The organism is Pseudoduganella rivuli, from assembly GCF_009674485.1.
In the GTDB taxonomy this organism is placed as follows: Bacteria; Pseudomonadota; Gammaproteobacteria; order Burkholderiales; family Burkholderiaceae_D; genus Rugamonas; species Rugamonas rivuli_B.
This window is the reverse complement of sequence record NZ_WKJJ01000010.1, coordinates 100,340-120,345: the sequence shown is the minus strand read 5'-3', so window position 1 is coordinate 120,345 and position 20,006 is coordinate 100,340. Positions and strand designations below refer to the sequence as shown.

The following is a 20,006-nucleotide window of genomic DNA, read 5'->3' as shown; positions in this document are numbered from 1 at the left end:
GATTGCAAGAACACGGCACCCCTCCGTCATGGCGCCGGAAGGGCTGGCGCGGATCAGGGTTGAATCCGCTGCTTGGTCCAGCTGCCGTCCGGCTGCAACGTGAATACGATGCGGTCATGGAAGCGGGAGGCGCGGCCTTGCCAGAATTCCACGCGCTCCGGGATCAGCCGGTAGCCACCCCAATGAGGCGGACGTTGCGGATGATCGCCGCTGGCCGCTTCCACGGCCGCGAAATTCGTCTCCATTTGCGCCCGGCTGGCAATCGGTTCGCTTTGCTGCGAAGCGACCGCCGCCAGCTGGCTTTTGACGGGACGGCTGTAGAAATACTTGTCGCTGTCCTCTGTCGATGTTTTTTCCACGCGACCTTCGATGCGCACCTGGCGTTCCAGCTCGCGCCAGAAAAACAGCAGCGCCGCGTTCGGGTTTTCCGCCAGTTGCCGACCCTTCTGGCTGTCGTAATTGGTGTACCACGTGAAGCCCCGGTGATCGTATTGCTTGATCAGCACGATGCGCGAACTGGGTTTGCCGTTGTGGCCCACCGTTGCCACGCTCATCGTATTGGCTTCGAATACTTCCGCCTTCATTGCTTCATCGAACCACTTGGCGAACTGGTCCACCGGGTGGTCCAGCACGTCGCTTTCATCGAGACTGGCGCGGCCGTAATCGAGGCGCAAGTCCGCGATATCGACGCCGCCCACCGCCGTTGCCGGCTGGATGCCGCGCCGCCGTTGCATGGCGTCGCCCAGGATGCGCATTTGTTCCGCGCTGAACAAGCGTTTCGCCATTGGCGCAATGTTTTGTTCTTCCACTTCCATGTGCGCCGTATAGGCATCGACAAATTGCCGCACGTCCGCTTCGGACAATGCGCTGTCTGTTCCTGTGGCAATTTTGTCAAGCTGTGCTTTTATTGTAAGCCAATCGCCATCCATTTGCTGGTGCTGAGCAAGGATGCGCGGCGCCAGTTCGTGCAGCAGCGTGGCGTCGCCGCCTTGCGCGGTGGCTTGCAGCATCGGTAACAGGTTTTCTTCTTCATCCATGTGGTGCAGGTGCGCCGCGTTGCTGAAATACTTCAGCACGGCCTGGGCCGCCTGGCGGGCTTCGGTATCGGCGCCATGGGCGGGCAGGTGCGCCAGCAGCTTTTGCAGGGTCGCCAGCTGCTTGCGGATGCGGTCGTGGCAGTGCTTGAGCACGGCGATGGGCTGGCTGAAATCGGGGGCGGTATCGAACAAGGGTGTGGTCATGGTGGTGTGGTTCGCGTGGCAGTGGATGGCAAGGAACAGTAATAAACGGATTCTAAAAGATAGTCCATGCATGCGTCCGTTAAAATGTCGGGATGAACGCATTAACCAACCCAGAAGACATTGATTTCGACCGCCGTTTTGGCGGGATAGGCCGCCTGTATGGCCAGGCGGCCCTGCAACGTTTCCGCGACGCCCATGTGTGCGTGGTGGGCGTCGGCGGCGTCGGGTCGTGGATCGTGGAAGCGCTGGCGCGCAGCGCCATCGGCCGCCTGACCTTGATCGACCTCGATAACGTGGCCGAATCGAATATCAACCGCCAGATCCAGGCGCTGACCGGCACCATCGGCCAGGCGAAAATCCATGCGCTGGCCGAGCGCATTACGCAAATCAACCCGTATTGCCGTGTCACGCAAGTCGAGGATTTCGTCACGCCGGACAACCTCGACGAGATGATCGGTGCGCACAACTACGATTACGTGATCGATGCGATCGACAGCGCCAAGGCCAAGACGGCGCTGATCGCATATTGCCGCCAGAAAGAAATCCCGCTGATTATCATCGGCAGCGCGGGCGGCCAGACCGATCCGACCAAGATCGAAGTGCGCGATTTGTCCAAGACGGAGCAGGAACCGCTGCTGAAGAAAGTGCGCCGCCGCTTGCGCAGCGATTACGGGTTCCCGCGCGGCATGAAAAACAAGTTCAACGTGGATGCCGTGTTTTCCATGGAGCCGCTGCAATATCCCGAGACGGGCGAAGTGTGCTCGGTCGACGGCGATGACCGTGGCGCGGGCATCACGGGACTCAATTGCGCGGGCTTCGGTTCATCGATGGTGGTGACGGCCACGTTCGGCATGGTGGCGGCCGGGCATTTGCTGCGCAAGCTGGCGGCGCAGGTGGCGCCGCCGGCTGCGGTGCCGCAGGCGCCACCGGCTGAAACCGGGCAGGGCGGCCCGACGATTCCTACGGATTGAAGGCGATCGGCACATAGTCGCCGGTCGCCATGACCGATTCCACCAGCGCCACTTGCGCCACGTTCCACGATACGGGCGCAAAAGCCGTCTCCGCCGGCGCCTGCTTTGCCTCGCGCGCCAGCGTGATGTGGGGCTTGAACGCGCCGTGGGTGGCCGGATCGAAGCCGGCCGCCGTCAATGCCGCCATCAATTGCGCCTGCATGTCCAGCAGCGCCTCCGGCGGCTGCGCCATGCCGGCCCAGGCAATATGGGGCCGGGCGAAATAACCGAGGCAGTCGATTTGCAGGCGCATGGCGGGCACCGGCAAGCACCGCAGGATCTCCAGCAGGATGGGCAGGCGCGATTCCTCCTGCTGGCCCAGGAAGGCCAGCGTCAGGTGCAGCTTGGCCGGCGGGATGTGGCGGCCCTGCACCAGCGGCAATAGCGAGGCCAGGGCGGCACGTGTGGCAGGATCGGGCCACAATGCGAAAAAAAGCTTGCGTTTGACGGCAGCGGGTGAGTCATTTGATATCATTCGCGCACCTTATGTACCCTAATTTGAAGGAACGCTGACATTATGACCCGTAGTTTGTTTGCATTCGTTTTCGCTGCGGCAGCCGCTACCCAGGCTTTTGCCCAGGCGCCACAAACCCCGACCGAGCAACCCGTGGCCCAGGCCGAAGCCGCGCCGGCAGCCGCCAATGCGCCCGTCGTGGCCGGTTCCGCCCAGCCAGGCCCGGCGGCGGACCAGTTGATCATCACGGACCATAAAGTCGGGACCGGCAAGGAAGCCATGGCGGGCAGCACCGTGCGCGTGAATTACACGGGCTGGCTGTACCGTCCGCTGGCCAAGAACCAACGCGGCAAGAAGTTCGATTCGTCGGTGGGCCGCGAACCGCTGGAATTCACCGTGGGCCGGGGCATGGTCATCAAGGGCTGGGACCAGGGCGTGCAGGGCATGAAGGTGGGCGGCAAGCGTACGCTGATCATTCCCGCCGAACTGGCGTACGGCTCGCGCGCGATGGGCAACGACATTCCCGCCAATTCCGCGCTGATCTTCGACGTTGAACTGGTTCAAGTCAAATAAACAATTGTAGATAAACAAGCGTAGACTAGGGACTCCTGCCACCCGTTAGGAGTCCGTCTATGAAAATAGCCAACGACGTCACTGAACTGATCGGCAATACGCCGCTCGTTCGCATCAACCGGTTGGCCGCCGGCGCCCCCGCGCAAATCCTGGCCAAGCTCGAATTCTACAGCCCCGCCCACAGTGTCAAGGACCGCATCGGCTTGTCCATGATCGAAGCGGCGGAGGCCGCCGGACAAATTCGTCCCGATTCCGTCATCATCGAACCCACCAGCGGCAATACCGGGATTGCGCTGGCCATGGTGTGCGCCGCGCGCGGCTACCGCTGCACGCTGGTGATGCCGGACACCATGAGCCGCGAACGGCGCATGCTGCTGCGCGCGTATGGCGCCCAGCTGATTTTGACGCCGGGCAGCGAAGGCATGCTGGGGGCGATCCGCAAGGCGGAAGAACTGGCGGAAGCGGATCCGCGCTACCTGATGCTGCAACAGTTTAACAACCCGGCCAATCCGGACGTGCACCGCCGCACGACGGCCGAGGAAATCTGGCGCGATACCGAAGGCCGCGCCGACATCCTCGTGGCCGGTGTCGGCACGGGTGGGACGATTACCGGCGTGGGGGAAGTCATCAAGGCGCGCAAGCCGGAATTCCAGTGCATCGCCGTGGAACCGGAAGCGTCGCCCATGCTGTCGAAAGGGACCAAGGGGCCACACCCGATCCAGGGCATCGGCGCCGGCTTTGTGCCGGCGGTGCTGAATACGCGCGTCTATGACGAAGTGATTTGCGTGAAAAACGACGACGCGTTTGAAACCGCGCGCCTGGCCGCGTCGCTGGAAGGGCTGATGGTGGGGATTTCATCCGGCGCCGCGCTGTGGGCCGCCATGCAGGTGGCCCGGCGCCCGGAAAACGCAGGCAAGCTGATCGTGACGATCATCCCGTCGTTTGGCGAGCGTTACCTGAGCACGGCGCTGTATGCGGGCCTGGCTGACCCGCCCGGTTAATGAGCGTGATGTGTCTGCAGGCAGCACGCGTGGTCGGTCGTGCCCTGTTCCACCTGTAACGTGCAGTGATGGATGGAGAATTCCGCCTTCAGCCGCGCTGTAATGTCATCGATGGCCTGGTCGCCCGGATAACCGCCAGGCATCACCAGGTGGGCCGTGAGTGCGGTTTCCGTCGTACTCATGGCCCAGATGTGCAAATCATGGACCTCTTGCACCCCATCCCGTTCGCGCAGGAATTGCTCGATGGCGCCCGCATCGACGGAGTCCGGCACGGCTGCCATCACCATCTTCAGCGACTCTTTCAGCAGCGACCACGTGCTCACCATGATGATGGCGACGATGGCCAGGCTGACGGCCGGGTCCAGCCATGTCCAGCCGGTCGCCATCACGGCCAGGCCGGACAACAGCACGCCCAGTGAAATCGCCGCATCCGCCGCCAGGTGCAGGTAAGCGCCGCGGATATTGATATCGTCCTTGCTGCCGGACATGAACAGCCACGCGGAGAACCCATTGACGGCAATGCCGATCGCGGCCACCACGGACACGGTGGCGCCCGCCACCGGTGTCGGATGCATCAATTGCAGCACGGCTTCCCACATGATGGCGCCGCATGCGGCCATCAGCAGCATGGCGTTGAACAGCGCCGCCAGCATGGAACTGCTGCGCAAGCCATAGGTATAGCGTGCATTCGGGGCCAGCCTGCCGAGGATGGCCGCGCCCCACGCTAGCGCCAGCCCCAGCACGTCGGACAGGTTGTGGCCCGCATCGGCCATCAGTGCGGTGGAATTGGCCAGGAAGCCATAGGTGAACTCCACCGCGACAAAGATGGCGTTCAGCGCAATGGCGATCGCGAAGGCGCGGCCCTGGCTGTTCGGATCGCCGTGGTGATGGTGATGATGTCCGTGCCCGTGGTGGTGTCCATGGTCGTGGCCGCAGCCTTTGTGGTCATGGCTGTGATCGTGGCCATGGTCGTGGCTGTGTGCGTGGTGGTGGTCGTGGCCCATGGTGTCAGTCCGGTTCGGCGATGTGTTCGAGCATATCGTGGAGGACGCCGCTGATGTGCGCATCGGCGGCGGAATAAAAGACTTGCTTGCCCTGGCGTTCCGATTTGACGATGCGCGCCGCGCGCAGCAGGCGCAAGTGGTGCGACACCAGCGAGCCGGACAATTGCAGCGACGCGGCAATATCGCCCACGGCAATCGGCTCCTTCAGGCACGCCAGCACGATGCGCAAGCGGGTCGGGTCGCCCAGCAAATGAAACAAATCCGCCAATTGCGCCACCGAGGCATCGGAAACAGGGGAGGCTGTCATAAATTCAACATGTGAATAGGTATTCATATGTTACCCTAAAATAAGATCAGGCGTGCACTGGCATTCCGCGATATTGATGCGATGTGCATCAAGTAAAAAAAGACCGGGCTTCGAGCCCGGTCTGCACTTCAGATCATCCTAGCTTGACGAGATTAACCGCTGGCAGCGGGCCGCCTGGGAACTGTTGCAAATAGCCTCCAACTTCCAGGCTGCCCAGATCGATGCTGGCAAAGCCCAGCAAGTCTGTCAATGCGATCACCTCGGCCTTTGCATCGGCGTCGTCGCCTGAGACGAAGACGACGCGCCGCCCGCCGGATTGCGCGGGATCCTGTGCCAGGACTGCGGCGAGAAGGGTGTTGAAGGCCTTGACCACACGCGCACCGGGCGCCCAGGTGCTGAGAACCTGGCTGGAATTTTTGCCACCCAACTCGGCCAGTTTGTAGCCCGGCAAAAGCACGGGATTGGTCGCGTCGATCAAGATGCGGTTATCCCATGGAATGTCCTTGAGTGCGTCCTGGGTGCGGGACCAGTTGGTGCTGACAAATACAATGTCGGCTTGCGCTGCCTGCTGTACCGTGCCGGCGGTGGCTTTGCTTCCCAGGCTGTCGACTACCGGCGCCAGCGTTTCAGGGCCGCGGCTATTGCTGAGAATGACATTGATGCCTGCTTTGACCAGTTGCTGCGCAAATGCCTGGCCGATCGCGCCGGCGCCGATGATGCCTACGGTATTCGTTTTCATGTTGCTCTCCTTATGAGGGTTGTGCGAGTTACGCCAGCTTGCCGTTTGCGACAGGACGGGCGCGGTTGTCGAAGCTGAAGGCGCCGGCGCCGAAGGCCACGACTTGCAGCAGACCGCCCGCCATTGCGATGTTTTTCAGCAGGTGAATCAGCTGGTTCTGGTCGCCGATCGCGTGATGGAACGCCAGGCCCGTGACGATGGAGAACGCTGCCAGCAGCGCTGCAACCAGGCGGGTTCGGATGCCGATGGCGAGCATCAAGCCACCGCCCAGCTCAAGTGCAATTGCGCCGGCAAGCGCTAACGGTGCGGCAGGCAGACCGGACGAAGCGATGTAGCCGATGGTCGCAGCAGGCGCGAGTAGCTTGCCGATACCGCTAAAAATAAAGATCGTTGCCAGCAGGATGCGGCCAATGGCCGGGGCAATGCTGGTGTTTGCGGTTTTCATGGTGTTTCCTTTCAAGTGGTAGTAGTTAGGGACTGCTGTGGTTACATCAGGTTTGCTGCGCGGAGCTGAGCCCCGATACGACGGATTTCATGTTCGCCCTGCGCGAGTGCCGCGGCACTGGTATGGACGGAGTAGTAGCCGGTGACTAATTCGTGAGGATGCTTCGCCGCAGAACCCAGAACGAACTCGGTCGGCCCTTTTGCGATGAAGTCGATGGCGCCAGTGCCCTCGTTGAAGATCGCAATTTCGTTTTGCACCAGGCTGTCAGCGGTTTGCAAAGCGCCCGTGGCGACCGCCGCCCAGGCAACGTCATGGCCTGCAGGTGTTTCGTAAGTCCAGCGCTCACCGTCGCGGAGTTTGACGTGCAGGTAGTTGATGGGGGCACGGGGACGGATGGGACTGCGCACATCGCCGTAGCGACCGATAATCACGCGTGCCGGACCGAAGCTTGGCACTTGTTCCGGCGCCACATATTGGCTGTTTGCCGGGCCGTTTTCATCTTCTGCCGGCAACGCAAGCCAAAGTTGAAAACCGGTTACGTGCTTGCCTGGTGCGGCCCCGCCTTCGTGCCAGACACCGCCGCCAGCGCTCATCCATTCGACACCGCCGGTCGGCAGTTCGCCTTGGTTACCCGTTGTTTCGCGATATTCCAGTGCGCCATCCATCACGACGGTGACGGTGGCAATGCCGGAGTGCGGGTGCATGCCCATCTTGCCGCCGGCCGCTTCCAGATGAAACAGATCCAGGAAGACGAAAGGCTTGATCAGTTGTCCGATGTCGCCAGGGCTAACCAGCCGGACTACACCGCCGCGCGTGTTTCCCTTGCTGCGGTAGGCGACCTGGCGTTGAGTTGCAATGTGTTTCATGTTCGCTCCAATGTTTGAGTGGATGGAGGAAGCATATTGGTTAGCGATCCATCCGAATAGCCTATATAATTAGATGCTATATATCCAAAGAGGCGATGGATGCTTGATGGCATGTCGATGGACCAGTTGCGCACGTTTATCGCGGCAGCTGATGAGGGCAGTTTTTCCGCAGCCGGGCGCAAGTTGAGGCGAGCGCAATCCGTCGTCAGTGCGACGCTGGCGAACCTGGAACTACAAGTGGGGTTCCCGCTGTTTGAACGTACGGGGCGCTTTCCCCGGTTAACGGAAGCCGGGCGTGCCTTGCTTGAACAAGCCCGGCTCGCCGTGGCGGGCATGGACGCCTTTAAAGCAAAGGCACGCACGCTGTCGGAGGGGTTGGAACCTGAGCTGGCCGTGGCGGTGGACGTCATGTTTCCGATCGCGGAGCTGACCTCCGCGGTCCAGGCATTTCACCAGGCATTCCCGGCGACGCCATTACGTCTTTATGTCGAGGCGCTGGGGGCGGTATTGCAGCCACTGTTGGCCGGCGACTGCAGGGTAGCGATCATCGGCTCTCTCCCCGAAATACCTGCCGGATGCGCATCCGAATTCCTTGTCAGCGTCGCCGCGGTCGCTGTAGTGGCTCCCACCCACGCGCTGGCGGCGATGCCAGGGCCCGTACTGCGTTCAGTTGCAGGTGAATACGTGCAGCTGGTCCTGTCGGATCGGTCGGCGTTGACTGCCGGGCGCAATTTCGGCGTCATGTCGGCTAAGACCTGGCGGCTGGCCGATATGGGAGCTAAGCATGCGTTTTTGCGGGCCGGCTTGGGATGGGGATACATGCCCTTGCATATGGTCGAAGAAGACCTGCGTACCGGAAAGCTGGTTCGCCTGGAGCTGGAAATGCAACCCAATGTCGGGCAGGGATTCTCCATGCATGCGGTGCATTTGATGGCGCATCCCCCGGGCCCTGCCGGACGATGGTTTGTCGATCGGCTCAAGAAGCAGGCGCCCTAGCATGAGCTTGCAGTCGGGCGCACGATATCGACTTTGATATGTCGCGGCAAGCAGCATCAATGGCAGCGGGCGCTGCCGCTGTCTTGCTGTGGCGGGCCGGGGTAGTCCGGGGCGGGGCCGTCGGGGTCGGCGGGCAGGAACTGCCAGCGGTAGCCGCCGTCCAGCAATTCCAGCTTCAGCACGCCATGGCTGGCGTTGAGCCGCATGGCGCTGCCCGTTTGCGGCCACAGGAAGGGCGTCAGGTAGGCGCCGCCGGTGCCGATCACGAACTGGCGCAGGCCGCGCGGCAAGTCGATTCGGCCATCCGCATCCATTGGTTCGAAGCGTTCGTAATCGTGGTCGTGGCCGGACAGCACCAGTTCCGCCCCCGCTGCCTGCAGCAAGCGCCACGCGTCGCGCATGTGGGTATCGGCCGCATGGCCGCCGGAACTGTGGAGCGGCACGTGCCAGTACGCCAGCGTGCAGCGGGCCGGATGCTGCGCCAGTTCCTCTTTCAGCCACTGTAACTGCACCGCGTGCTCGGCGCCTTTCAAATGACTGTTCAGCGCATACAGGCGCCAGCCGCCCAGTTCGAAACTGTAATAGCCGCGCCGGGGCGGCCCGGCCTGCGCGCCGAAGTACTGGTAATACGCGTCGGCCCGGCCCCCGGCAAAGTCATGGTTGCCCGGCACGGGCCGCGTGCGCTCGCGGAACGCTCCCCACGTGGCGTCATAGCATCCCCGTAGCGCGGCCGGCGTGGCGACGGGATACACGTGGTCGCCCAGCGACAGCACGGTGGCGTCGGCCGGGCCCGCGTTGATCAGCGCGGCGGTCCGCGCGGCGCCGGAATAGGGCGGGCGGCTGTAGCGGCAATCGGCAATGTCGCCGGCCGCAAACACGGTGGCGCGTACGGGACCTTCGTCATGGACAACGGCGCGCGCCGGCCACGCCGCGCACCACAGCGCCGCCAGCCAGCCCCAGCGCGCAGGCCAAAGGCGCGCCGTCACGCCAGCCTGCGCAACAAACCCTGCAGCGCGTGCGCGACCGCCTGTTCGCGCACGGCCTGGCGGTCGCCGTCGAACACCCTGCGTTCGGTCTGCACCACGCCGCCGACCGACCAGCCAAACCACACGGTGCCGACCGGCTTGCCCGGCACCGCGCCCCCCGGTCCGGCGATGCCGGTGGTCGACAGCGCCGCCTGCGCGCCGCTGTTGGCCTGCGCGCCGGCCGCCATCGCCGCCGCGACTTCTTCGCTGACCGCGCCATGCTGCGCGATCAGGCCGGGCGGGACGCCCAGCATGGCGGCTTTCGCGTCATTGGAATAAGTGACGAAACCACGGTCGAACCAGGCCGACGATCCGGCGATGTCCGTGACCGCCTGCGCCACGCCGCCCCCCGTGCAGGATTCCGCCGTGGCCAGCATCCAGCCTTTGCGCTGTAGCGCCGCGCCGACGCTGATCGCCAGCGCTTCCGTTGCCTTGTTCACTGCGTTCTCCCTGTATGTTGGATGATGGGACCGCGCTCATTCTAGCCTGCACCCTTGATACGTGCAGGTTGCAAGCCGGATGTTGCTCTCTGGTATGTGCAGAGCTTTCTGATCAGATGCACACAACTCTGACAGAGCGATACAATAGACGATGCGGCACGTCATTGCCGGGCACATTCCGATTGCCTTTTCCTGGGCCGAGCATCCATGGCATATTTGCCCCCGCGTTACCTGTTTTATTGTTGGCGCCTGTTGCTGGCGCTGGTATGCGTGCCCGCGTTTGCCTATGCAGAATCTCCCACGCCCGTCGAGCGCCAGATCAAGGCCGCTTACCTGTATAAATTTGCCGGCTTTGTCGAATGGCCGGAAGGCAGTTTCGTGCGGCCGGACAGCCCTGTCGTCATCGGCGTCATGGCGGCCGATGCGCTGGCCGAACAACTGGAGCGTACCGTGGCGGGACATACCGCCAATGGACGTCCGCTGGTGGTGCGCAAGCTGAAGAAGGGGGAAGCACCCGGCAGCGTGCACATCCTGTTTCTCGGTGCCCTGGACAAAACCGCGCTGGCCGACGTGATGAACGCCAGCCGCAACCAGCCGTTGCTGACCGTGTCCGATACGGAGGAAGCGTATGCGCACGGCAGCATCATCAATTTCGTCGTGGCCGACGATCGCCTGCGTTTTGAAGTCGCGCTGAAGCCCGCCGCAACGGCGCGCATCCGCATCAGCGCGCGCATGCTGTCGGCCGCTTACCGCGTTCATCCGGGGGCGTCATGATTGCATTGCGCTCTTTGCGGCAAAAATTGCTGGGCGTGGTGATGCTGTCCACGCTGGTGGCGCTGCTGGTGTCGCTGGCCACCATCGTGGTCTATGACTTGCGGGCGTACCACCAGAGCGTGACGTCCGACATGGCCACGCAGGCGGAATTGATCGGCCACATGTCCACCGCCGCGCTGGCGTTTGACGACCAGCGCCTGGCCAAGGAAACGCTGGCGCTGCTGCGCCTGCGGCCGAAAGTCAATGCGGGCGCCATCTTCAACGCCAAAGGCAAACTGTTCGCCAGCTACGTGGCGCCGGGCCAGGACGAGCATTTTCCCACCGGCGTTCAGGAAGAGGGGGTGCACTATGAGGATGGCAAGCTGACGCTGTTCCGCCGCATCGTCGACAATGGCGAAACATTGGGCACCGTGTACCTGCGGGCCGAATATGAAATGGTGGGCCGCATCGGCGATTACGCCACCATCGCGTTGCTGGTGATGTTGCCGGCGATGGCGATCGCTTACCTGATCATGAGCCGCACGGACTTCATCATCACCCGTCCCATCCTCGATATCCGCGACGTGGCGCGCGACGTGATCGCCACCGGCGACTATTCGCGCCGCGCGGCCCCCACCAGCGAAGACGAGGTGGCGCAACTGGTGGAGTCGTTCAACACCATGCTGAGCGAAATCGAAGCGCGGGCCAAGGAGCTGGAATCGTCCAACCTGGAACTGGCGCGCGAAGCGGAACAGCGGGCCCAGGCCCAGCATGAAATCATGCGCCTGAACGAAGCGCTGGAAGAGCGCGTGCATGAGCGCACGTTGCAGCTCGAAGCCATCAATGGCGAACTGGCGATGGCGATGGAAGAAGCCAAGAGCGCCAACCAGGCCAAGTCCGCGTTCCTGTCGTCGATGAGCCATGAATTGCGCACGCCGCTGAACGCCATCCTCGGTTTCGCGCAAATCCTCACGTCGGACAAGCTGCCGTCGACCCTGGCGCAGAAAAAGGAATTTGCCAACCATATTTTGAAATCGGGCCGGCACCTGCTTACCCTGATCAATGAAATCCTCGACCTGGCCAAGATCGAATCGGGCGCCGTGGCGTTGTCGATGGAGCCGGTCGACCTGGGCGAGATCCTGCAGGAATGCCAGACCATGACGGCGCCGCTGGCGGGCAACCGCGGCATCCGCCTGCTGTTCCCGCCCCGCTGCGAAATCAATGTGGCGGCCGACCGCACACGCCTGAAGCAAATCCTGCTGAACCTTTTGTCGAACGCCATCAAGTACAACCGCGAAGGCGGCGCCGTGGTGGTCGACTGTTCGATGCAGGCGCCCGACATGGCGCGTTTGTCCGTGCAGGACACGGGCATGGGCTTGAAGCCGGAACAGATCGCCCAGCTGTTCCAGCCGTTTAACCGGCTGGGCCAGGAAACCGGGGCGGAAGAAGGCACCGGCATCGGCCTGGTGGTGACCAAGCGGCTGGTCGAGTTGATGGGCGGCGTGATCGGCGTATCCAGCAGCCAGGGCGTGGGCAGCATGTTCTGGATCGAACTGCGGGCGGCCGAGCCGCTGCGCCTGTTGCCCGATGCGGGCCAGGCGATTGCCGACGCGATGCCGGCCGACGCGCCCACGCAGTCGCGCCCCACCACCTTACTGTATGTCGAGGACAACCCGGCCAACCTGAAGCTGGTCCAGGAAATCATCAGCTTCCGTCCCGACTTGCACCTGGTGTCGGCGCCCGATGGCCACCTGGGCATCGAGCTGGCGCGCGTACACCAGCCGGACATCATCCTCATGGATATCAATTTGCCGGGTGTGAACGGCATCGATGCTCTGAAGTTGCTGAAAGCCGACCCCCGCACCAGCCACATCCCGGTGATCGCGCTGACCGCCAATGCCATGCCGCGCGACGTCGAAAAAGGAATTGCGGCAGGATTCTTCCGTTACCTCATCAAACCCATCAACATTGATGAATTTACCGACGCCATCAACAGCACGATCGCGCACCTGGCGGAAAGAAAGGCAACCAAGGTCGGAACATGATTACGCCAGCGGACATCTTGAACGCCAGCATATTGATAGTTGATGATCAGGCGGTCAATGTCCAGTTGCTGGAATACCTGCTGACTTCATCGGGCTACACGGCCGTCAGTTCCACCACCGACCCGCGCGTGGTGGCGCCGTGGCACGAACAGCACCGCTATGACCTGATCATCCTGGACTTGCAAATGCCCGGCATGGATGGCTTTGCCGTGATGGAGGCGTTGAAGCCACTGGAAACGGATGCCTACCTGCCGGTGCTGGTGGTGACGGCGCAGCCGGACCACAAGCTGGCGGCGCTGGAAGCGGGAGCGCGCGACTTCGTCAGCAAGCCGTTCGATCCGATCGAAGTATTGACGCGCATCCGCAGCATGCTGGAAGTGCGGCTGATGCACCGCCAGGCAAAAAACTATAACGCGCTGCTGGAACAGACCGTCCGGGAACGTACGGCGGACTTGCAGCGCTTCCGTAGCGCGATGGACGCCACGGCCGATGCGATATTCCTGATCGATTCGGCCACGCTGGCGCTGGTCGACGTCAATGACGGCGCCTGCCGCATGCTGGGCTTCCGGCGCGAACAGTTGCTGGCGCCGGATGGCGCGTCGATATCCGCCGCAGCCCCCGTGCTGGCCCGCATCGGCCTGGGCACGCGCGACGAGCTTGCGCAGCGTTGTGACCAGGCGCGGGATGCCGCAGGCGAAGGCGCGCGCGCGCCCGCGCTGTTTGAACAGGACTTGACGCGCCATGATTTGACGGCGGTGCCGGTGGAACTGTACTGGCAAATCCATACGGAGGATGGCGGCAGCAGCACCTTGATTTGCGTGGCGCGCGATATTTCCGAGCGGCGCCTGGCGGAAGAACGGCTACGCCACCTCGCGCATTACGACACCTTGACCGGGCTGCCGAACCGCACGCTGTTTTTCCAGACGCTGCAGGAAGCCATCGAACTGGCGCACGACAAGGAGTGGCGCATCGTCGTGCTGTTCATCGCGCTGGACCGCTTCAAGGGCGTCAACGATACCCTGGGATCGGGTGCGGGCGACGAATTGCTGCGCCAGTTCAGCAGCCGCCTGGTGCAGTGCGTGCGGATCCGCGATACCGTGGGCCGGCTGGGCGGCGACGAATTTGCGCTGATCCTGACCATGACGCGCGACCAGCAGGACGCCGTGGCGGTCGCCAATGAAGTGCGCGAAGCGCTGCGCGCGCCGTTCGACCTGCACGGCCATGCTGCCGCGCTGACCGCTTCGATCGGCATTGCCATGTATCCGGACGATGCGACGGATCCGGAAACCCTCGTCAAATATGCCGATACCGCGATGGAGCGCGCCAAGCAGGCGGGCCGCGACGGCTACCGCTTCTTCACGGCCGGCATGAATGTGCAGGTGCTGGCGCGGCTGGACCTGGAAATGGCGTTGCGCCGCGCGCTGGACGAGGAAGAATTCGTGCTGCATTACCAGCCCAAGATCAACCTGAACACGGGCCGCATCAGCGGCGTGGAAGCGCTGATCCGCTGGCAGCGCCCCGGCGTCGGGCTGGTGTATCCGTCCGAGTTCGTGGCGGTGCTGGAAGACACGGGCCTGATCATCCGCGCCGGCGCATGGATCATCGATGCCGCCTGCCGCCAGATCGCCGCCTGGAACCGTTCCATGACGGGACCGGTGCACGTGGCGGTCAATGTGTCGAGCCGCCAGTTCATCGAAGGCGACCTCGAAGAGGAAGTCCGGGCTGCGCTGGAGCGTCACAAGGTGCCGGCGGAGTTGCTGGAACTGGAATTGACGGAAACCGCGCTGATGTCGAATGCGGAGCGCACCATCGGCGTGCTGACGCGGCTGAAGGAACTGGGCGTCAAGTGCGCGATCGACGATTTCGGCACCGGCTATTCCAGCCTCGCGTACCTGCAGCGCTTCCCCATCGACAAGCTGAAAATCGACATTGCATTCGTGCGCGATATCACCACCAACCCGAATGATGCCGCCATCGCCGTGGCCATCATCAGCATGGCGCACAGCCTGAAATTGCGCGTGATTGCCGAAGGGGTGGAGGCGCGCGCGCAGCTGGAATACCTGCGGCGCAACCGCTGCGATGAAATCCAGGGCTACTTCTTCAGCCGCCCGCTGCCGGCCGACGAACTGGGGCAACTGGTGGCGGCAGGCAAAGGCTTGCCGCCGGACCCGAACCAGTCGGCGGAACCGCCGCAAACCCTGCTGATCGTCGACGACGACGTCAACGTGCTGTCATCGCTGCACCGGCTGTTCCGGCGCGATGGCTACCGCATCCTGACCGCCGTGTCTCCGGCGGAAGGGTTCGAGCTGCTGGCGCTCTACCCGGTGCAAGTGATCCTGTGCGACCAGCGCATGCCGATCATGAGCGGCACGGAATTCCTCAGCAAGGTCAAGGAAATGTATCCGGACACGATACGCATCATCCTGTCCGGCTATACCGGCGTGGAAGCCGTGCTGGACTCCATCAACCGGGGCGCGATTTACCGTTTTTATACCAAGCCGTGGGACGACACGCAGCTGCGCGACAATATCCGGCTGGCGTTCCACCATTACTGGCTGATGCATGGCATGGGGCGCCGCGCGGGCGACCCGGACCAGGATCATACGGCGCTGGAGTAGGGCGGACTCTACGAGGCCGCCGTGCCGGCAAAGTGGTCAAATCCTTGCAGCCGCAACGCCAGCGCCACGCCATTGCCATCGACCAGCCGCAACCCGGGCGCCGTTTCAATTACACCGACGCGTGTCACGGCGGTGCCGCACTGCGCGCCCGCCGCGATGATCGCCGCGCGCGACGACACGGGCGCCGTAAAGCACAATTCGTAATCGTCGCCCCCCGCCGCCATGAAGCGCCGCCGCAGGTCGAGGTCCTTGGTGGCCAGCACGGGACCGCAAGGCAGCGCATCGACGTCCAGCGTGGCGCCCACGCCGGATTTTTTCAGTATGTGGCCCAGGTCGCCCACCAGGCCATCGGAAATATCGAGCGCCGCGCGGGCCAGGCGCTGCGACGCCAGCAGCATGCCCAGCGCCACACGCGGCGTGGGCAGGTGCATGCGGGCGCCGGCGGCATCCTGCTCTTGCGCCGACAAGGCCAGTTCGTTGTTATAGCCGGCCAGCGCCAGGCGCGCATCGCCCAATGCGCCGGAAATCCAGATATCGTCGCCCGGTTGCGCCGCATCGCGCCGCAGCGCCTGGCCCGGCGTCACTTCGCCAAAGATGGTGATGCAGATATTTAAAGGACCCTTGGTGGTATCGCCGCCGATCAGCTCGCAGCCGTGGGCATCGGCCAGCGCAAACAAGCCCTGCGAAAAGCCTTGCAGCCACGCGCGGTCGGCCGATGGCAGCGCCAGCGCCAACGTAAAGGCCACCGGCTTCGCTCCCATGGCCGCCAGGTCGGACAGGTTGACGGCCAGGCACTTGTGGCCCAGGCGCTGCGGGTCTTCGCCGGCAAAGAAATGGCGGCCTTCGACCAGCATGTCGGACGAAATGGCCGTCTGCATGCCGGGCGTGGGCGCCAGCAATGCGCAATCGTCGCCGATCCCGAGCACGGCGGCGCCGGGGCGGGGGCGGTTGAAATATTCTGTGATGAGGTCGAATTCGGAGAGCATGGCGGCATTGTACCGAAACGCCGCCGCTGCTTAGGTGCCGTACTAGTCGCTGCTACTGCCGCCGCCACTGTCGCTGGAACTGCCGCCGCAATCGCTGCCGGAACTGCCGCTGTCGCTGTAACCGATTGAGCTGTCGGAGGAAGCGTCAAAGCGGCAACTGCGCTGGCCGTCGTCCGGGCTGAACGGGGTACTGCCCGACGTATTGTCGAACAAGGTGCTGGCGTAATACGGCGGCATGTCGTCGTCCTGGGTGCCGCGGTTTTCCGCATAACCGCCGCCACCGCGGCCATAGCCGTGATCGCGCCGGGTCAACGCCCAGACGGTGACCAACAATGCCACGACCGCCACCGCCAGCACGGCCACGAACGCGGCGCCGGCCAGTGGCAGCACCGCCAGCGCAAGGATGGCGGCCAGGGTGGCGCTGAAAGCGACGCCCGCCACAGGGGCGTTACGCATGGTGTTCGTCGTCCCGTTGCAGCGGCGCGTAGTTGACGTTGGGCAGACGTTGACGGCGGGCGCTGTAATGCCACAGCATGGCCGACGCGACGGACGTGGCGGCCAGCATGGCGGCCGTATCGGTGCCTTGTTGCGCGAACAGCAGGAGGATGAAAGTCAGGGGGAAAACGACGCGGGAGAAACGGAAGCAGCGGTGCCAGAACTGGTAGCTCATCGTGTCCCTTTCTAATAAGGCAATGATGTCAGTCTAGTCCCGGCGCCACTTAGTGTCCAGCAAGAACAACGCGGTGAAATCCCCGTTGTTTTCCAGACGAACTATATGAAACAACTTATTTTATTAATGCAATATTCGCGATAAGAATGCATTAAATATGTGTTTACTATCTTAAGGAATGCAGGATCATATAAAAAATCTATTATAACCTTTAAGTCAATAGTTTTTCGCCCGGAGTTCGTGAAAATACCTAGGGAATTAGAAGTAGTGCTCTGCTAGAATTTGGCCTTTCCGATAGACAAATAGGAAGGCCACATCAGCATGGACTCGTCATCTGATAAGAAAGAGGAAATTCGTCAGCAATTGCGACAAGCCGCACTTGAGTATCACGAATGTCCCAAACCCGGTAAGATCAGCGTCACCCCCACCAAGCAACTCACCAATCAGCGCGACCTTGCGCTGGCCTACTCCCCCGGCGTAGCAGCCCCTTGCGAAGAGATCGTTGTCGATCCCGCTAATTCCTACAAGTACACTTCCCGCGGCAACCTGGTAGCAGTGATTACCAATGGTACGGCTGTGCTCGGCCTGGGCAATATCGGCCCGCTGGCGGCGAAGCCTGTGATGGAAGGCAAGGGGGTGCTATTCAAAAAGTTCGCCGGCATCGATGTTTTCGACATCGAAATCAATGAAATGGATCCAGACAAGCTGTGCGACATCATCGCCTCGCTGGAACCGACGTTCGGCGGCGTGAACCTGGAAGACATCAAGGCGCCGGAGTGCTTCTATATTGAGCGTCAGTTGCGCGACCGCATGAAGATCCCGGTCTTCCATGACGACCAGCACGGCACCGCGATCATCGTGGGCGCGGCCATCCTGAACGGCATCAAGGTTGTCGGCAAGAACATCAAGGAATGCAAGCTGGTGGTGTCCGGCGCGGGCGCCGCGGCGCTGGCGTGCCTGGACCTGGTGGTCGACCTGGGCTTCCCGATTGAAAACATCACGGTGACCGACCTGGCGGGCGTGGTCTACAAAGGCCGCACCGAACTGATGGACCCGGACAAGGAACGCTTCGCGCGCGAAACCAGCGCCCGTACGCTGGCCGAGTGCATTGCCGGCGCCGACATTTTCCTGGGCTTGTCCGCCGGCGGCGTGCTGAAGCAGGACATGGTCAAGCAAATGGCGCCGAACCCGATCATCCTGGCGCTGGCCAACCCGAATCCGGAAATCCTGCCGGAAGACGTGAAGGCCGTGCGCGGCGACGCCATCATCTGCACCGGCCGTTCGGACTATCCGAACCAGGTCAACAACGTGCTGTGCTTCCCATACATCTTCCGTGGCGCGCTCGATTGCGGCGCCACCACGATCACCCGTGAAATGGAAATCGCCGTGGTGCACGCGATTGCCGACCTGGCGCATGCCGAACAGTCGGACATCGTGGCCACCACGTACGGCATCCAGAACCTGTCGTTCGGTCCGGAATACCTGATCCCGATGCCGTTCGATCCGCGCCTGCTGACCAAGATCGCACCGGCCGTGGCGCAAGCGGCATTCGATTCCGGCGTCGCGACCCGTCCGATCAAGGACCTGGACGCTTACGCCGACCACCTGCAGCAATTCGTCTACCGCTCCGGCACCTTCATGAAGCCGGTGTTCGCGGTGGCCAAGCAGACCCCGGCCGAGCTGAAACGCATCGTGTACGCGGAAGGCGAAGAAGAGCGCGTGCTGCGCGCCGTGCAAGTGGTGGTCGACGAACGCCTGGCCCGTCCGATCCTGGTGGGCCGTCCGGCCGTGCTGGAATCGCGCGTACAGAAATTCGGCCTGCGCCTGCGCCAGGGCGTCGATTACGACGTCATCAACCCGGACTACGACGAGCGATACCGCGATTACTGGCAGTCGTACCACCAGCTGACCAACCGCAAGGGCGTCACGCCGGAATACGCGCGCCTGGAAATGCGCCGCCGCCATTCGCTGATCGGCGCCATGATGATCAAGAAAGGCGATGCGGACGGCATGATTTGCGGCACCTTCGGCACCACCGACCTGCACTTGAAGTACATCGACCAGGTGCTGGGCAAGAAGCCGGGCGCCAACGTCTACGCGGCGATGAACGTGCTGGTGCTGCCGGAACGCCAGCTGGTCATGCTGGACACCCACGTCAATGAAAACCCGACGGCGGAGCAACTGGCGGAAATGACGGTGATGGCGGCTGAGGAAATGCGCCGCTTCGGCATGGTGCCGCGCGCCGCGTTGCTGTCGCATTCGAACTTCGGTTCGTCCAACAGCGAGTCCGCGCAAAAAATGCGCAAGGCGCTGAGCCTGGTGCGCGAACAGGCGCCGGACCTGGAAGTCGACGGCGAAATGCATGGCGACACCGCGCTGGATTCGAAACTGCGCAAGAAGATCATGCCGGATTCGTACCTGCAGCAAGACGCCAACCTGCTGGTGATGCCGAACATCGACGCCGCCAACATTGCCTACAACCTGGTGAAGACCGCGGCCGGCAACGGCATCGCCATCGGTCCTATCCTGCTGGGCTGCGCGGCGCCGGTGCACATCCTGACTCCGTCCGCGACCGTGCGCCGTATCGTCAACATGACGGCGCTGTGCGTGGTGGATGCTGTGGCGCAGCGTAAAAACGGCGCGGCGTAAGGCGTTGCCGCCAGCGCACGGTGCGTAACGTGCTGGTGCGCTGCAAAAAAACCCGGCCGCTGTGCCGGGTTTTTTTCTTTCCCTGTAACAATATGTAATTTCTGTAATGCGTCAGGCGTGCTAACAGGACGCGTTGGGGTCTCTGTTACAATATCCGGCTATCCCAGTTTGTCATTAATTCAAT

Annotated in this window: 20 protein-coding genes; 8 read left to right on the top strand and 12 right to left on the bottom strand. The window is 62.7% G+C overall.

The annotated features are described in order from the left end of the window. Positions 1–53: 53 nt before the first annotated feature. Entirely contained in the window at positions 54–1,241 is a 1,188-nt protein-coding gene (gene pdxH / locus GJ700_RS17020; RefSeq protein ID WP_154375972.1) for a pyridoxamine 5'-phosphate oxidase, read from the bottom strand. Positions 1,242–1,333: 92 nt separating this feature from the next. On the opposite strand from pdxH, the gene tcdA reads away from it, so the two are divergent. Continuing rightward, positions 1,334–2,212 carry a tRNA cyclic N6-threonylcarbamoyladenosine(37) synthase TcdA gene (gene tcdA / locus GJ700_RS17015; RefSeq protein ID WP_154375970.1) on the top strand — a complete coding sequence of 293 codons (879 nt, stop codon included), beginning with the start codon at positions 1,334–1,336 and terminating at the stop codon, positions 2,210–2,212. Here tcdA and thpR read toward each other — a convergent pair. Continuing rightward, on the bottom strand, positions 2,202–2,726 hold the full coding sequence (thpR, locus tag GJ700_RS17010; protein ID WP_154375968.1) for an RNA 2',3'-cyclic phosphodiesterase: 525 nt from the start codon (positions 2,724–2,726) through the stop codon (positions 2,202–2,204). The genes tcdA and thpR overlap by 11 nt on opposite strands. 42 nt (positions 2,727–2,768) lie before the next feature. Here thpR and GJ700_RS17005 point away from each other — a divergent pair, with 42 nt between their 5' ends. Both GJ700_RS17005 and cysK read left to right on the top strand, forming a co-directional pair. After that, on the top strand, positions 2,769–3,278 hold the full coding sequence (locus GJ700_RS17005) for an FKBP-type peptidyl-prolyl cis-trans isomerase (protein ID WP_154375966.1): 510 nt from the start codon (positions 2,769–2,771) through the stop codon (positions 3,276–3,278). Between the two features lie 59 nt (positions 3,279–3,337). Beyond that, positions 3,338–4,279, top strand: a complete 942-nt coding sequence (gene cysK, locus GJ700_RS17000) for a cysteine synthase A (RefSeq protein ID WP_154375964.1) — start codon at positions 3,338–3,340, stop codon at positions 4,277–4,279. Here the strand turns inward: cysK and GJ700_RS16995 are convergent. The 5 genes from GJ700_RS16995 to GJ700_RS16975 all read right to left on the bottom strand — a co-directional run bounded on the left by GJ700_RS16995 (position 4,276) and on the right by GJ700_RS16975 (position 7,640). Then, complete coding sequence (locus GJ700_RS16995) at positions 4,276–5,283, bottom strand: cation diffusion facilitator family transporter (protein WP_154375962.1); 1,008 nt, start codon at positions 5,281–5,283, stop codon at positions 4,276–4,278. The two genes, cysK and GJ700_RS16995, sit on opposite strands and share 4 nt — an antisense overlap. A 4-nt stretch (positions 5,284–5,287) precedes the next feature. Then, positions 5,288–5,590, bottom strand: a complete 303-nt coding sequence (locus GJ700_RS16990) for an ArsR/SmtB family transcription factor (RefSeq protein ID WP_154375960.1) — start codon at positions 5,588–5,590, stop codon at positions 5,288–5,290. A 133-nt stretch (positions 5,591–5,723) separates the two neighbouring features. Further along, positions 5,724–6,329 (bottom strand): NADPH-dependent F420 reductase, encoded by a 606-nt coding sequence (locus GJ700_RS16985; protein ID WP_229507061.1) that lies wholly within the window; start codon positions 6,327–6,329, stop codon positions 5,724–5,726. Between the two features lie 28 nt (positions 6,330–6,357). Continuing rightward, positions 6,358–6,774, bottom strand: coding sequence for a DoxX family protein (locus GJ700_RS16980; RefSeq protein WP_154375956.1), 417 nt, complete (start codon positions 6,772–6,774; stop codon positions 6,358–6,360). 41 nt (positions 6,775–6,815) lie between these two features. Next, positions 6,816–7,640: a pirin family protein gene (locus tag GJ700_RS16975; RefSeq protein ID WP_154375954.1), complete on the bottom strand. Its 825-nt coding sequence runs from the start codon at positions 7,638–7,640 to the stop codon at positions 6,816–6,818. A gap of 99 nt (positions 7,641–7,739) precedes the next feature. Between GJ700_RS16975 and GJ700_RS16970 the strand changes: the two genes are divergently transcribed. Then, positions 7,740–8,636: a LysR family transcriptional regulator gene (locus tag GJ700_RS16970; RefSeq protein ID WP_154375951.1), complete on the top strand. Its 897-nt coding sequence runs from the start codon at positions 7,740–7,742 to the stop codon at positions 8,634–8,636. 56 nt (positions 8,637–8,692) lie between these two features. Here the strand turns inward: GJ700_RS16970 and GJ700_RS16965 are convergent, their stop codons facing one another. Together GJ700_RS16965 and GJ700_RS16960 are read right to left on the bottom strand one after the other, a co-directional pair. Beyond that, on the bottom strand, positions 8,693–9,622 hold the full coding sequence (locus GJ700_RS16965) for a metallophosphoesterase family protein (RefSeq protein ID WP_195763918.1): 930 nt from the start codon (positions 9,620–9,622) through the stop codon (positions 8,693–8,695). Continuing rightward, on the bottom strand, positions 9,619–10,101 hold the full coding sequence (locus GJ700_RS16960; RefSeq protein ID WP_371867994.1) for a CinA family protein: 483 nt from the start codon (positions 10,099–10,101) through the stop codon (positions 9,619–9,621). Before GJ700_RS16960 ends, GJ700_RS16965 begins: the two co-directional genes overlap by 4 nt. A gap of 207 nt (positions 10,102–10,308) precedes the next feature. On the opposite strand from GJ700_RS16960, the gene GJ700_RS16955 reads away from it, so the two are divergent. The 3 genes from GJ700_RS16955 to GJ700_RS16945 are packed head-to-tail and all read left to right on the top strand — an operon-like array spanning position 10,309 to position 15,517. Beyond that, positions 10,309–10,875, top strand: a complete 567-nt coding sequence (locus GJ700_RS16955; RefSeq protein ID WP_154375948.1) for a TOL_0243 family YfiR-like periplasmic protein — start codon at positions 10,309–10,311, stop codon at positions 10,873–10,875. Next, a complete protein-coding gene (locus GJ700_RS16950; protein ID WP_154375947.1) occupies positions 10,872–12,899 on the top strand; it encodes a sensor histidine kinase, YfiR-like protein-associated in 2,028 nt (675 codons plus the stop codon). Before GJ700_RS16955 ends, GJ700_RS16950 begins: the two co-directional genes overlap by 4 nt. Next, positions 12,896–15,517: an EAL domain-containing protein gene (locus GJ700_RS16945; protein WP_154375945.1), complete on the top strand. Its 2,622-nt coding sequence runs from the start codon at positions 12,896–12,898 to the stop codon at positions 15,515–15,517. Before GJ700_RS16950 ends, GJ700_RS16945 begins: the two co-directional genes overlap by 4 nt. An 8-nt stretch (positions 15,518–15,525) precedes the next feature. On the opposite strand, the gene thiL is transcribed toward GJ700_RS16945, so the two are convergent. The 3 genes from thiL to GJ700_RS16930 are packed head-to-tail and all read right to left on the bottom strand — an operon-like array spanning position 15,526 to position 17,173. After that, positions 15,526–16,503: a thiamine-phosphate kinase gene (gene thiL / locus GJ700_RS16940; protein ID WP_154375943.1), complete on the bottom strand. Its 978-nt coding sequence runs from the start codon at positions 16,501–16,503 to the stop codon at positions 15,526–15,528. A gap of 42 nt (positions 16,504–16,545) precedes the next feature. Continuing rightward, entirely contained in the window at positions 16,546–16,959 is a 414-nt protein-coding gene (locus tag GJ700_RS16935; protein WP_154375941.1) for a hypothetical protein, read from the bottom strand. Further along, a complete protein-coding gene (locus GJ700_RS16930; protein WP_154375939.1) occupies positions 16,952–17,173 on the bottom strand; it encodes a hypothetical protein in 222 nt (73 codons plus the stop codon). The genes GJ700_RS16935 and GJ700_RS16930 overlap by 8 nt, the downstream gene beginning before the upstream one ends. A 321-nt stretch (positions 17,174–17,494) precedes the next feature. On the opposite strand from GJ700_RS16930, the gene GJ700_RS16925 reads away from it, so the two are divergent. Then, positions 17,495–19,822 carry an NADP-dependent malic enzyme gene (locus GJ700_RS16925; protein WP_154375937.1) on the top strand — a complete coding sequence of 776 codons (2,328 nt, stop codon included), beginning with the start codon at positions 17,495–17,497 and terminating at the stop codon, positions 19,820–19,822. Positions 19,823–20,006 lie beyond the last annotated feature (184 nt).